General features: G+C 71.2%; 10 protein-coding genes. 3 read left to right on the top strand and 7 right to left on the bottom strand.

What is annotated here, in order from left to right:
- Positions 1-48 precede the first annotated feature (48 nt).
- Positions 49-1,728, top strand: coding sequence for an alkaline phosphatase D family protein (locus ACIRPU_RS32480; RefSeq protein WP_355707109.1), 1,680 nt, complete (start codon positions 49-51; stop codon positions 1,726-1,728).
- A gap of 241 nt (positions 1,729-1,969) precedes the next feature.
- Here the strand turns inward: ACIRPU_RS32480 and ACIRPU_RS32475 are convergent, their stop codons facing one another.
- On the bottom strand, positions 1,970-2,539 hold the full coding sequence (locus tag ACIRPU_RS32475) for a dienelactone hydrolase family protein (protein ID WP_355709702.1): 570 nt from the start codon (positions 2,537-2,539) through the stop codon (positions 1,970-1,972).
- Between the two features lie 98 nt (positions 2,540-2,637).
- On the opposite strand from ACIRPU_RS32475, the gene ACIRPU_RS32470 reads away from it, so the two are divergent.
- Positions 2,638-3,750 carry a mechanosensitive ion channel family protein gene (locus tag ACIRPU_RS32470; RefSeq protein WP_403873749.1) on the top strand — a complete coding sequence of 371 codons (1,113 nt, stop codon included), beginning with the start codon at positions 2,638-2,640 and terminating at the stop codon, positions 3,748-3,750.
- Between the two features lie 3 nt (positions 3,751-3,753).
- Here ACIRPU_RS32470 and ACIRPU_RS32465 read toward each other — a convergent pair whose 3' ends face one another.
- The 6 genes from ACIRPU_RS32465 to ACIRPU_RS32440 all read right to left on the bottom strand — a co-directional run bounded on the left by ACIRPU_RS32465 (position 3,754) and on the right by ACIRPU_RS32440 (position 9,619).
- Positions 3,754-4,494 (bottom strand): SDR family NAD(P)-dependent oxidoreductase, encoded by a 741-nt coding sequence (locus tag ACIRPU_RS32465; protein WP_385554743.1) that lies wholly within the window; start codon positions 4,492-4,494, stop codon positions 3,754-3,756.
- Positions 4,495-4,586: 92 nt separating this feature from the next.
- On the bottom strand, positions 4,587-6,173 hold the full coding sequence (locus tag ACIRPU_RS32460) for a Na+/H+ antiporter (protein WP_403873746.1): 1,587 nt from the start codon (positions 6,171-6,173) through the stop codon (positions 4,587-4,589).
- Between the two features lie 66 nt (positions 6,174-6,239).
- Positions 6,240-6,713 carry a GNAT family N-acetyltransferase gene (locus ACIRPU_RS32455; RefSeq protein WP_384118663.1) on the bottom strand — a complete coding sequence of 158 codons (474 nt, stop codon included), beginning with the start codon at positions 6,711-6,713 and terminating at the stop codon, positions 6,240-6,242.
- Positions 6,710-7,654 (bottom strand): RluA family pseudouridine synthase, encoded by a 945-nt coding sequence (locus ACIRPU_RS32450; protein ID WP_355709691.1) that lies wholly within the window; start codon positions 7,652-7,654, stop codon positions 6,710-6,712. The genes ACIRPU_RS32455 and ACIRPU_RS32450 overlap by 4 nt, the downstream gene beginning before the upstream one ends.
- A gap of 62 nt (positions 7,655-7,716) precedes the next feature.
- On the bottom strand, positions 7,717-8,313 hold the full coding sequence (gene lspA, locus ACIRPU_RS32445) for a signal peptidase II (RefSeq protein ID WP_403873742.1): 597 nt from the start codon (positions 8,311-8,313) through the stop codon (positions 7,717-7,719).
- A 67-nt stretch (positions 8,314-8,380) separates the two neighbouring features.
- Complete coding sequence (locus tag ACIRPU_RS32440) at positions 8,381-9,619, bottom strand: TraR/DksA C4-type zinc finger protein (protein WP_403873739.1); 1,239 nt, start codon at positions 9,617-9,619, stop codon at positions 8,381-8,383.
- Positions 9,620-10,231: 612 nt separating this feature from the next.
- On the opposite strand from ACIRPU_RS32440, the gene ileS reads away from it, so the two are divergent.
- The gene (gene ileS, locus ACIRPU_RS32435) at positions 10,232-13,378 is read left to right on the top strand and encodes an isoleucine--tRNA ligase (protein WP_403873736.1); all 3,147 of its coding nucleotides are present in this window, start codon (positions 10,232-10,234) and stop codon (positions 13,376-13,378) included.
- The last annotated feature ends 213 nt before the right edge of the window (positions 13,379-13,591 follow it).

The following is a 13,591-nucleotide window of genomic DNA, read 5'->3' as shown; positions in this document are numbered from 1 at the left end:
GGGAGTTCGCCCGCTCTTTTGTCGTACCGGTCAGTAATCTGATCGCCCGTGACCAGTCGATACAGATCCTCCGAGAGCGCCGACACCCCGTCAGAGCGCCCCAACTCACTGTCGCCGCGCCGCCGTACGGCGCTCAAGGCCGTGGCCGCCACCGCGGTGCTGGCCGGCCCGCTCGCCGCCGCGCTGCCGGCCCGTGCCGCCGAGGCCCCCGTCTTCCTGCACGGCCTCGCCTCCGGCGACCCGCTGCCCGACGGCGTCCTGCTGTGGACCCGTGTGACGCCCACCGCCGAGGCGATACCCGGCTCCGGACTCGGTCCGGCCACCGACGTGAGCTGGGTCGTCGCCACGGACAAGGCACTGACGAACGTGGTCGCCAAGGGCTCCGTCACCGCCTCCGCCGCGACCGACCACACCGTCAAGGCCGACATCCGCGGTCTCGCGCCCGCCACCGACTACTGGTTCCGCTTCTCGGCCGGCGGCGCCGACTCCCCGGTGGCGCGCACCCGCACCGCGCCGGCGGCGGACGCCGCCGTGCCGGGCCTGCGTTTCGGCGTGGTCTCCTGCGCCAACTGGGAGGCCGGCTACTTCTCCTCGTACCGTCACCTCGCCGCCCGTGGCGACCTGGACGCCTGGCTGCACCTCGGCGACTACATCTACGAGTACGGCACCGGCGAATACGGCACGCGCGGGACCGTCGTACGGCAGACGGCGCCCACGCACGAGATCCTCACCCTCGCCGACTACCGCACCCGGCACGGCAAGTACAAGACCGACCCGGACCTCCAGGCCCTGCACGCGAAGGCGCCGGTCGTCGCGATCTGGGACGACCACGAGTTCGCCAACGACACCTGGTCGGGCGGCGCCGAGAACCACACCGAGGGCGCCGAGGGCGCCTGGTCGGCTCGCCAGGCGGCCGCCAAGCAGGCCTACTTCGAGTGGATGCCGGTCCGTCCGGCCATCGCGGGCACCACCTACCGCCGGCTGCGCTTCGGCAAGCTCGCCGATCTGTCCCTGCTGGACCTGCGGTCCTTCCGCTCGCAGCAGGCCGCCGTCGGCAACGGCACCGTCGACGACCCGGACCGCACGCTCACCGGCCGCGCCCAGCTCGACTGGCTGAAGGCCGGGCTGACGTCCTCCGACACCACCTGGCGGCTGGTCGGCAACTCGGTGATGATCTCGCCGTTCGCGATCGGCTCGCTCTCCGCGGACCTGTTCAAGCCGCTCGCCAAGCTGCTCGGCCTGCCCCAGGAGGGCATCGCCCTCAACACCGACCAGTGGGACGGCTACACCGACGACCGCCGTGAGCTCCTGGCCCATCTGCGCTCCAACGCCATCCGCAACACCGTCTTCCTGACCGGTGACATCCACATGGCGTGGGCCAACGACGTGCCGGTGGACGCCGGGACGTACCCGCTGTCGGCCTCGGCCGCCACGGAGTTCGTGGTCACCTCGGTGACCTCGGACAACCTCGACGACATCGTGAAGGTCCCGGAGGGCACGCTCACCGCGATCGCCTCGCCGATCATCCGGGCCGCGAACCGGCACGTCCACTTCGTCGACACCGACCGGCACGGCTACGGCGTCCTGGACATCACCGCCGAGCGCGCGCAGATGGACTACTACGTGCTGTCCGACCGCACCAGCACCACGGCGACCTCCGCCTGGTCCCGCTCGTACCGCACACGCAGCGGCACGCAGAAGGTGGAGCGGACCTACGACCCGGTCTAGGGCCTGTCTTTCGGATCAGGTCGGCTTCGAGCGGCGGTGCCATGTTCGCGACCCGAGTGGGGTCTGGTGCGTGCAGCTGCAAGGCGGAGGAGGGAGTCAACGCGATGGGGGTCCCCCCGCGCGAGCGCAGTCGAGCGTGGGGGAGTTGGCGAGCGACGACAACGCCGCAGATGGGCGTGCCAGACCCCACGATCGACGGCAAGATCCGAAAGAGAGGCCCTAGATCCGGGTCGGCGCCCTCCTAGAGCGTCTCGAGGAAGCCGAGGGCCACCCGCCAGGTGGCCTCGGCGGCCTCCTCGTCGTAGTCGGGCAGGTCGGGGTCGGTGTACAGGTGCCCGGCTCCCGCGTACCGGTAGACCTCCACGTCGGCGCCCGCTCTGCCCATCTGGAGATACCAGGCGCTCAGCCAGTCGTCGGTCTCGAACTGGTCCGGCTCCGCGACATGCAGCTGCACCGGGAGGTCGTCCACCGAGACGTTCGGCGCGAGGTCCGAGGTGCCGTGCAGGAGGAGCAGGCCACGCGCCCTGGCGTCGCCGAGGGCGAGGGTCTGCGCGATCGAGGCGCCGAGCGAGAACCCGGCGTACACCAGCCCGCGCTCCGAGTAGGGCGCGGCGGCCAGAACGGCTCTCTTCAGCAGCTCGTCCTTGCCGATCTCCTCGTTGTGGGCCATGCCTTCCTCGACCGTGTCGAACGTGCGTCCCTCGAAGAGGTCCGGCGTCCACACCTCGTGCCCGGCGGCGCGCAGCCGGTCCGCCGCGGCACGCACCGCGGGCCGCAGACCATAGGTCGAGTGAAAGAGCATGATGTTCATGTGCCCATGGTGCCAGCCTGCACTGACAACGCCGTGCGTGCGCCTCCTCACAGGAACCGCATGTTCAGGACCCCTCCGACCCGGTTACGTTCGAAGGCATGGAGAACCTGCTCCGCCCCGTGATCGTGGTCGGCGGCTCGGTCGTGCTGACAGTCCTCATCGGCTGGGCCACCGACCGCCTGCTCTGCAAGGCCGACCGACGGCACCCCGAGACCCCGATGTGGGGTCTGCTGCGCCGTGGCCGCATCCCCTATCAGCTCGTGCTGTGCGCGGCGATGCTGAGAGGGTCGTACGACGCCGCCCAGATGCTGGAGGACCATCGGACCGGCATCGGCCAGTTCCTCACCCTGGTGCTGATCGGCTCGGCGGCCTGGCTGGTGATCAGGATCGCGGCGGCGATCGTCGAGACGTCGTACTCGCGCTACGCGCGCATGCACCGCGATGCGGCCCGGGTCCGGCGGGTGCGGACCCAGGTGTCGCTGATCATGCGGGTGGTGTCGGCCGTCGTCGGGGTCGTCGCGGCGGCCTCGATGCTGCTGACGTTCCCCGCCATGCGTGCGGCGGGCGCCTCCCTGCTGGCCTCGGCCGGGATCCTCGGCATCGTCGCCGGTGTGGCCGCCCAGTCGACGCTGAGCAACATGTTCGCCGGCCTCCAGATCGCGTTCGGCGACATGGTGCGCATCGGCGACACGGTCGTGGTGGACGGCGAGTGGGGCACGGTCGAGGAGATCACCCTGACCTTCCTGACCGTGCGGACCTGGGACGAGCGCCGGATCACGATGCCGGTGTCGTACTTCACCTCGAAGCCCTTCGAGAACTGGTCGCGCGGCACCCCGGAGATGACCGGCATCGTCTACTGGCACGTCGACCACGCGGCGCCGGTGGAGGCGATGCGCGAGAAGCTGCGCGACATCCTGCGCGAGTGCCCGGCCTGGGACGGCCGCGCCTGCGGGCTCGACGTCACCGACACCACGCCCAACACCATGCAGGTGCGGGCCCTGGTCACGGCGAAGGACGCCGACGACATCTGGACGGTGCGGGTCAGGGTCCGCGAGGAGATGATCCGCTGGCTGTCGAAGGAGCACCCGTACGCGCTCCCGAGGGTCAACACGGCCGATGCCGCGCTGGCCCCGGGCCGCCTGCCGGGCCAGTCCTCCTCCCTCGACGGCGCGGCCCGTCGCGTCCACGAACCGCCGCGGACGGGCCGCTGACCGTCAGTTCCCGCGCTCCGCACCGCCGTTGACCTGGACGACCTGCGAAGTGACGTGACCGGCGCCCGGGGAGGCCAGCCAGTGCAGGGTGGCGGCGATGTCCCCGGGCGTCCCGGCGCGCCCGGTGAAGGTCTCACCGATGAGCCGCTCACGCCGCGCCGGCTCGATGGCGTCCCCGAAGAACCCGGTGTCCTCGACGTAGCCCGGGGCGACGACGTTCGCGGTGACGCCCCGGGGCCCCAGCTCCCGGGCGAGATCCCGGGCGTACGGGTGCAGCGCGGCCTTGGCGCCGCCGTAGGCCCCGCTGCCGGACCCCCGGTAGGCGGCGATCGAGCTGACGAACAGCACCCGGCCGCCCGGCGAGGCGAGCCGTTCCTTCAGGGCCTCGGTGAGCAGGGCGGCGCTGAGGGTGTTGCTGCGGAAGTTGACGGTCCAGTGGTGTGCGACCCGGTCCAGCGGATCGGCGCTGTCGCCCGGCGGCTCCAGATGCCCGGCGCCCCCGGCGCTGTGGATCAGCACGTCCACGGTCCCGAACTCCGCCTCCACGAACCGGGCGACCCCGCGCACCTGCTCCGGCTCGCTCAGGTCTGCGGCGTAGGTGAGGGCTCCGGCCACCCCGGCCTTCTCCAGCACCTCCGCCCGCCGCCCGAGCAGCAGCACCTGGTCCCCGTCCGCGGCGAAGACCTGCGCCGCCGCGAGCCCGATTCCTGTTCCGCCTCCGCTGATCACCACATTGCGTGCCATGGTGCGAGCGTAACGAGGAGTGCCGACAGGGGTCGTGGCGATTTACGCGACTGCCATGAACGGGGCAGCCGCGGAAGGCGGGTCCGGCCGCCTCACTTGAGGCTGCGCACGTCCAGATGCCGCAGCACCCGGTCCACGATCTCCGGATCGGAGCCGGGTTCGCTGCGCGCCGCGACCACCTCGTGCCGGGCCGCGCTCAGCATCTCCCCCTGGATCCGCCGTACCCGCTTCAGCCTCCGCACCCGCTGATCGTGCCCCTCCCGCCGTTCGTCCTCGCCGACGTCCGGGCTGATCCGCAACCCGATGTCGAAGGCCCGCCGCAGCATCTGCTCGGACAGCTCCTCCGGCAGGTTCTCCTCGGCCTCGATCTCCCGCAGCCGCCGCTTCGCCGCCTTCGCCGCCCGTACCGCGAGCTCCTTCTCGAACTCCTTCTCGCGGTCGGTGTCCGACTGCACGCCGAGGCGCTTCACCAGCCACGGCAGGGTCAGTCCCTGAAGGACCAGTGTCGCCATGATCACGCCGAACGCGATGAAGATGATCTCGTCCCGGTCGGGGAAGGCGCCGCCGTCGTCGGTCCTCAACGGCACGGCCAGCGCCAGCGCGACCGAGGCCACCCCGCGCATCCCGGACCACCACATGACGAGGGTCTCGCGCCAGTTCGTCGGAATGTCCTCGAGGTGGTCCTGTCTGGCGTGCAGCCGTTGCGTCAGCCAGGTCGCCGGGAGCAGCCACAGCAGCCGTACGACGACGACCACGGCCACGATCACCGCCGCCCAGCCCAGCATCTCCCCCCACCGCCCGGACGCCGTCCGGATCGCGTTGTGCAGCTCCAGGCCGATCAGTCCGAACGCGACGCCCGTGACGAGGGTGTCGATGATGTCCCAGAAGGTGTGGCCGGCCAGCCGGGTCAGCACGTCGTCGGGGTCGGTGGCGTACTCGGCGAGGAACAGGGCGGTGGTCAGGACGGCCAGCACCCCGGAGCCGTGGAACTCCTCCGCCAGCACGTACGAGGCGTACGGCACCAAGAGCGTCAGCCCGATCTGCAACGTCGTGTCCCCGAGGACGTCCAGCAGCCTGTTCGCACCCCAGCCGAGCGCCACGCCCACCGCCAACGCCACCACCGCGGAGAGCACCAGGTCGAGACCGGCCTGCCAGGGCGAGAACGACCCGCTCACGGCCGCGGCGATCGCGACGTGGTAGAGCACGATGGCCGTCACGTCGTTGAACAGCCCCTCGCCCTCCAGGATGGACACCAGTCGGCGGGGCAGTCCGAGCTGTCCGGCCACGGCGGTCGCGGCCACCGGGTCGGGCGGTGCGACCAGCGCGCCCAGCGCGACGGCCGCGGCGATCGGCAGCCCCGGCACGATCGTGTGGGCCACGGCCGCCACGCACACCGTGGTGACGAACACCAGGGCCACGGCCAGCAGGAAGATGGGCCGCACGTTCGCCGCGAACTGCCGCCAAGAGGTCCGCCGTACCGCCGCGTAGAGGAGGGGCGGCAGCAGGAGGGGCAGGATCAGGTCCGGCGGGATCTCCACGTTGGGCACGAAGTCGAGCACCGCGAGGACGATCCCGAGCAGGGTCATGAGCACCGGAGCCGGCAACCCGAACCGGTCCCCGACCGGAACGCTCACCACGGCCCCGAGCAACAGGACGAACAACAGGGCCAACTGGTCCACGGTCAGCGCTCCGGGTCTAGACGATCAAGAACATCCGGACCCCCAGCGTCGCACGCCTCCCGTCCGCTACAGCGAACGCCGCATGGACCGGTGCGGAATCCCCGCCTCCAGGTCCTCCGGCCCGTACGCCGTGTACCCCAACCGTTCGTAGAATCCCAGCGCCTGGGTCTGTGCGTGCAGGTCCACGGCCGCGAGCCCCAGCGCGCGGGCCGCCTCCTCGATGGCCCGCACCAGCGCGACGCCGACGCCCAGACCGCGCGCCTCACGGGTCACGGCGAGCCGCCCCAGCGAGCCCACCGACGGGTCGCCGCCGGTCCTGGCGGCGGCCGCCTCGCCGTACAGCAGCCGCCCGGTGCCGAGCGGCAGCCCGTCCTCCCGGACCGCCAGCACATGGACGGCGCCGGGATCGTGCGCGTCGTACTCCAGGTCCTCGGGAACGCCCTGCTCGCCGACGAAGACCTCCTTGCGGACCGCGAAGCACGCCTCCCGGTCCGCGGGGTCCTCGGCGACCCGCACCGCGTACCCGTGGGCGCCGCTCATCCGTAGGTCTCCTCGCGGACCTGCTCCAGGGCCTTGGCCAGGTCCTCGGGGTAGTCGCTGGCGAACTCGGCCCACTGCCCGTCCCCGGGGTGCTCGAAGCCCAGCCGCACGGCGTGCAGCCACTGCCGGGTCAGGCCCAGCCGCTTGGAGAGCGTGGGGTCGGCGCCGTACGTCAGGTCTCCGACGCAGGGGTGGCGGTGGGCGGCCATGTGGACGCGGATCTGGTGCGTACGGCCCGTCTCCAGCTTCACGTCCAGCAGCGAGGCCGCGCGGAACGCCTCGATCAGGTCGTAGTGCGTGACGGACGGCTTGCCCTCGGCCGTGACCGCCCACTTGTAGTCGTGGTGCGGGTGCCGGCCGATGGGCGCGTCGATCGTGCCGCTGGTCGGGTCGGGGTGGCCCTGGACGAGCGTGTGGTAGCGCTTGTCGACCGTGCGCTCCTTGAACTGGCGCTTCAGCGACGTGTACGCCCGCTCCGACTTGGCGACCACCATCAGTCCCGAGGTGCCGACGTCGAGGCGGTGCACGATGCCCTGGCGCTCGGCGGCACCGGAGGTGGAGATGCGGTACCCGGCGGCGGCAAGCCCGCCGATGACGGTCGGTCCGCTCCAGCCGGGCGACGGGTGCGCGGCCACGCCGACCGGCTTGACGATCACGACGATGTCGTCGTCGTCGTGCACGATCTCCATGCCCTCGACCGGCTCGGCGACGACCTGCACGGGCGCCGGCGCCGGCGGCATCTCGACCTCCAGCCAGGCGCCGCCGATCACCCGCTCGGATTTGCCGACCACCGAGCCGTCGACCGTGACCTTCCCCGCCGCGGCCAGCTCGGCGGCCTTCGTACGGGAGAAGCCGAACATGCGGGAGATGGCGGCGTCTACGCGCTCGCCCTCCAGGCCGTCCGGCACGGGCAGGGTACGGGTCTCGGGAATCGTGCTCACCCGTCGAGTATGCAGGACGGCTCCGGTACCGCCGTACGGCCCTGTGGACAACCGCCGGGCGATCAGTCCTTGTGGACGGTCCCGTCCGGGTCCAGCCCCTTGAAGGACAGCAGCACGATCAGGATGCCGCCGCAGACGATCGCCGAGTCGGCGAGGTTGAAGACCGCGAAGTGCTTCGGGGCGATGAAGTCCACGACCGCGCCCTCGAAGACGCCCGGCGCACGGAAGATCCGGTCGGTGAGGTTACCCAGCGCGCCGCCCAGCAGCAGCCCCAGGGCGATGGCCCAGGGCAGGCTGTAGAGCTTGCGGGCGAGCCGGGCGATCACCACGATCACGGCCGTCGCGATCACCGTGAAGATGATGGTGAAGGCCTCGCCGAAGCCGAAGGCCGCGCCCGCGTTGCGGATGGCCTCGAACTTCAGCCAGTCGCCGATGATCTCGATCGGCGCGTGATGCTCCAGCTTGGCGACCACGATCATCTTGCTCACGAGGTCGATCACGTACGCGAACGTGGCGACGGTGAAGAGCACGGCGATCCGGCGCTTGCCCCTGGGCCTCGCCCCGGTGCTCTCCTGCCCGTCCGGGCCGGACGACTGCTCCGGCTCGGATCCCGCCTCTGGGGTGTCCGGCGTACCGATGACGCGCTCCGCCTCTGCCACGTGAGTCCCTCAACCTAGGTACCTGACTGAGGACGAGGGTACGGCACACCCCCCGGCAGCCAGGTGATCAGTACCGGCGCTCCTGCTTCTGCTTGCACTCGACGCACAGCGTGGCCCTCGGGAAGGCCTGCATCCGGGCCTTGCCGATGGCCTGGCCGCAGTTCTCGCACAGGCCGTACGTGCCCGCGTCCAGCCGCTCCAGGGCGTGCTCGGTCTGGATCAGCATCTCGCGCGCGTTGGCGGCCAGCGCCAGTTCGTGCTCCCGCGTGATGTTCTTCGTCCCGGTGTCCGCCTGGTCGTCCCCGGCGCCGTCCCCCGAGTCCCGCATCAGCCCCGTGAGGGCCGCCTCGGACGCGGCGAGCTCCGCTCGCAGCCGCCCCTGCTCGGACTCGAGCTCCGCGCGGGCCCCCTCGACCTCCCCCGGCGTCCACGGCTCCTCGCCGGGGCGCACCGCGAGCTCGCCGGGCTCCACCGCCGCGAGGCGCGCCTTGGGAACGGCGGTCTTCGCCGCCGTGGCCGTACCCGGAGTCTTCTTCGCAACCACAGTCGTGGCTCCCGTCTGCTCCGCGGCCGAGGCCGCGCCCACCTTCTTGGCCGTGCTCTTCCTGCCCGCACTCGTCCCGGTCACGCCTTCGGCGCCGGCGATCTTCTCACCCGCCGCCTTCTTGGCGGTGACCTTCCTGGCAGCCGCCTTCGTGGCAACCGCCTTCTTCCCGGCCGCCTTCTTCCCGGTCCCCGCCTCCGCCCCGCTCGCGTTCTTCCCGGTCGCCGCCTCCGCCAAGGCCGCGTTCTTCCCGGTCATCGCCTCCGCCACGGTCGCCTTCTTCCCGGTCGTCGCCTCCGCCACGGTCGCCTTCTTGGCTGCGGCCTTCTTCGCGACCGCCTTCTTCGCGACCGCCTTCTTCGCGACCGCCTTCTTGGCGGCCTTCTTCGCCGCGCTCTTCTTCGCGACGGGCGCCTTCCCGGCCGGCCCGTCCCGCTCGACCGGCTCCTCCGCCGCTTCCTCCTCCACAGGTCTTCGGGCCGCGGCGTTGGTGGCCGCCGCCTTGGTGGCCGCCGCCTTGGTGGCCGCCGCCTTCGTGGCCGCCGCCTTCGTGGCCGCCGCCTTCGTGGCCGCCGCCTTCGTGGCCGCCGCCTTCGTGGCCGCCGCCTTCTTCGTCACCCCGGCCACAACGGCCCGCACCGTCTTCACGGCCCTGGCGTCATCGGCCGCGCCACCGGGGGCAGCGGAGGGCCCGGAAGCCCGGGAGGCACTCCTGGAGCTGCCGGACGCCGACTGCTGTACGGCGGTCTTCTTCGCCACCATGGCCGCGGCCCCTTCACATATTGTGATCTTGCACGCGAATCGTGCTGGGACGATAAATCGACTTGGAGCCCGCGGCAACGGGGCGCACCGCCCGATTCGCCCGCCTCGCGCATGCCGCGCGGCGGGCCTGCATCCGTTGTGCCCAGCTCCCCGCCGGGTAATCCGCCGAGTCGGGCATCTCGGAATCCGAACGCCCATACCCTCACACAAAGCCACCATTCGGGCCATTCCGGACCTGGTCGTACGCCAGGCCCCGCGCCCCCGAAAACCCGTCGGCCGCCGTCGTCGGGGAGCCGTACACTGGGCGGAGCGAAAAGCGTGGATGGGGACGAGTAGCGGCGTACGCAGCCAAGAGCGACCCGGGGACGGTGGAAGCCCGGGGGTGAGCGCGACGTGAAGATCACCCCGGAGCCGCCGGAGGAAAGCCGCAGCCGACAGGCGGAGGCCAGTAGAACCGGCATCGCGACCCCAATGAGGGGGCTCACCGGCGCGTAGAGCGCACCGGAGGGCCAAGGAGGGTGGTACCGCGGGAGCGCGCCGCACACGGCGTAGACAGGCAAGTCGGCTCTCGTCCCTCCGACGGAAGGCAGTATGTCCGCCGGAGGAAGCTCGTTGAACACGCAGCCGCAGTACCGTCAGGTGCCCGCCCAGGTCGACCTGCCCGCCCTCGAGCACGCGGTGCTCGACTTCTGGCGCGAGCAGAAGATCTTCGCCAAGAGCCTGGAGCAGTCCGAGGGCCGCCCCGAGTGGGTGTTCTACGAGGGCCCGCCCACCGCCAACGGCATGCCCGGCGCCCACCACATCGAGGCGCGCGTCTTCAAGGACGTATTCCCCCGCTTCCGCACCATGCGCGGCTACCACGTGGCCCGCAAGGCCGGCTGGGACTGCCACGGCCTCCCGGTGGAGCTGGCGGTCGAGAAGGAGCTCGGCTTCTCCGGCAAGCAGGACATCGAGGCGTACGGCATCGCCGCCTTCAACGACAAGTGCCGCGAGTCCGTGCTCCGCCACACCGACGCGTTCTCCGAGCTGACGACCCGCATGGGCTACTGGGTCGACCTCGACGACGCCTACGTCACGATGGACCCCGAGTACATCGAGTCGGTCTGGTGGTCGCTGAAGGAGATCTTCAACAAGGGCCTGCTGGTCCAGGACCACCGCGTCGCCCCCTGGTGTCCCCGATGCGGCACGGGTCTGTCCGACCACGAGCTGGCCCAGGGCTACGAGACGGTCGTCGACCCGTCGGTCTATGTCCGTTTCCCGCTCACCTCCGGTCCGCTCGCCGGCGAAGCCGCCCTCCTGGTCTGGACGACGACGCCCTGGACGCTGGTCTCCAACACGGCCGTGGCCGCGCACCCCGAGGTCCCCTACGTCGTGGCGACCAACGGCGAGGAGAAGCTCGTCGTCGCCGAGCCGCTGGTCGCCAAGGCGCTCGGCGAGGGCTGGGAGACCACCGGCCAGACCTTCACCGGCGCCGAAATGGAGCGCTGGACCTATCAACGTCCGTTCGAGCTGGTGGAGTTCCCGGAACCCGCCCACTACGTGGTGAACGCCGAGTACGTCACCACCGAGGACGGCACCGGTCTGGTCCACCAGTCCCCCGCCTTCGGTGAGGACGACCTCAAGGTCTGCCGTTCCTACGGCCTGCCGGTCGTCAACCCGGTCCGTCCGGACGGCACCTTCGAGGAGTCCGTCCCGATGGTCGGCGGCGTCTTCTTCAAGAAGGCCGACGAAAAGCTCACCGAGGACCTCCAGCAGCGCGGCCTCCTCTTCAAGCACATCCCCTACGAGCACAGCTACCCGCACTGCTGGCGCTGCCACACCGCGCTCCTCTACTACGCGCAGCCGTCCTGGTACATCCGCACCACGGCCGTCAAGGACCGCCTCCTCCAGGAGAACGAGAAGACCAACTGGTTCCCGGACACGGTCAAGCACGGCCGGTACGGCGACTGGCTGAACAACAACATCGACTGGGCGCTCTCCCGCAACCGCTACTGGGGCACCCCGCTGCCGATCTGGCGCTGCGAGGAAGATCACCTCACCGTCGCCGGCTCGCGCGCGGAGCTGACCGAGCTCACCGGCGCCGACCAGTCCGAGCTGGACCCGCACCGCCCGTACATCGACGCCATCACGTTCGCCTGCCCCCAGGAGGGCTGCGGGCGGACGGCCACGCGCGTGCCGGAGGTCATCGACGCCTGGTACGACTCGGGTTCGATGCCGTTCGCGCAGTGGGGCTACCCGTACAAGAACAAGGACCTCTTCGAGTCCCGCTACCCGGCGCAGTTCATCAGCGAGGCCATCGACCAGACCCGCGGCTGGTTCTACACGCTGATGGCCATCGGCACGCTGGTCTTCGACAAGTCGTCGTACGAGAACGTCGTCTGCCTCGGCCACATCCTCGCCGAGGACGGCCGCAAGATGTCCAAGCACCTGGGCAACATCCTTCAGCCGATCCCGCTGATGGACCAGCACGGCGCCGACGCGGTGCGCTGGTTCATGGCGGCCGGCGGCTCCCCGTGGGCGGCCCGCCGCGTGGGCCACAACACCATCCAGGAGGTCGTCCGCAAGACGCTCCTGACGTACTGGAACACGGTCGCCTTCCAGGCCCTGTACGCCCGTACGTCCGGCTGGGCGCCGAGCGGGGCCGACCCGGCCCCGGCCGACCGCCCGGTCCTGGACCGCTGGCTGCTCTCCGAACTCCACGCGCTCACCGACCAGGTGACGCAGGCTCTGGAGGCGTACGACACCCAGCGCGCCGGCAAGCTGCTCTCCGCGTTCGTCGACGATCTGTCCAACTGGTACGTCCGCCGCTCCCGTCGCCGCTTCTGGCAGGGCGACAAGGCCGCGCTGCGCACCCTGCATGAGGTCGTCGAGACGGTCACCAGGCTGATGGCTCCGCTGACGCCGTTCATCACCGAGCGCGTCTGGCAGGACCTGGTCGTCCCGGTCACCCCGGGCGCCCCGGACTCCGTCCACCTGGCCTCCTGGCCGGAGGCCGACCTCTCCGCGATCGACCCGGAGCTGTCGAAGCAGATGGTCCTGGTCCGCCGCCTGGTGGAGCTGGGCCGCGCCACGCGCGCGGAGTCGGGCGTGAAGACCCGCCAGCCCCTGAAGCGCGCCCTGATCGCCGCGAACGGCTTCGACGCCCTCGACCGCGAGCTGCACGGGCAGATCACGGAGGAGCTCAACGTCGAGTCGCTGGCGTCCCTCTCCGAGGTCGGCGGCAGCCTGGTCGACACGACCGCCAAGGCCAACTTCCGCGCCTTGGGCAAGCGGTTCGGCAAGCGGGTCCAGGACGTGGCCAAGGCCGTCGCCAATGCCGACGCGGCCGCGCTCTCCCTCGCCCTGCGCGAGGGCACGGCCTCGGTGGAGGTCGACGGCGAGACGGTCACCCTGGCCCCCGACGAGGTCATCATCACGGAGACCCCGCGCGAGGGCTGGTCGGTCGCCTCCGACTCCGGCGCGACGGTCGCCCTCGATCTGGAGATCACCGAGGAGCTGCGCCGCGCGGGCCTGGCCCGGGACGCGATCCGGCTGATCCAGGAGGCCCGCAAGAACAGCGGCCTCGACGTCGCCGACCGCATCGCGCTGCGCTGGACCGCGACCGACCCGGCGACCGCCGACGCCCTGTCCGGCCACGCCGGTCTCATCGCCGACGAGGTCCTCGCCACGGACTTCGCCCAGGGTGAGGCGGACGACACGTACGGCGCCCCGTTCACGGACGACGGCCTGACGCTGACGTTCCGCCTGCGCAAGGCGTAGGGACGCCACCGCGAGGGCCCGGCTCCCCTGAGGGGGCCGGGCCCTCCGCATGTCCGGCGCAGGGACCCAGGGCGGGCTCACGGCGGAATCATGGCGGAATCACGGCGGGATCACCGCGGGCCGCACGAGGGAGGACGCGCCCGTGATCGCCGTCAACACGCGTAAAAAGGGCGGGACCCCGGATGGCGATCCGGGGTCCCGCCCTTTGAACGC

The organism is Streptomyces sp. NPDC102259, assembly GCF_044766465.1.
Classification (GTDB): Bacteria; Actinomycetota; Actinomycetes; order Streptomycetales; family Streptomycetaceae; genus Streptomyces.
Note: the sequence above shows the minus strand (reverse complement) of the source record. Positions and strands in the feature narration are given on the sequence as shown.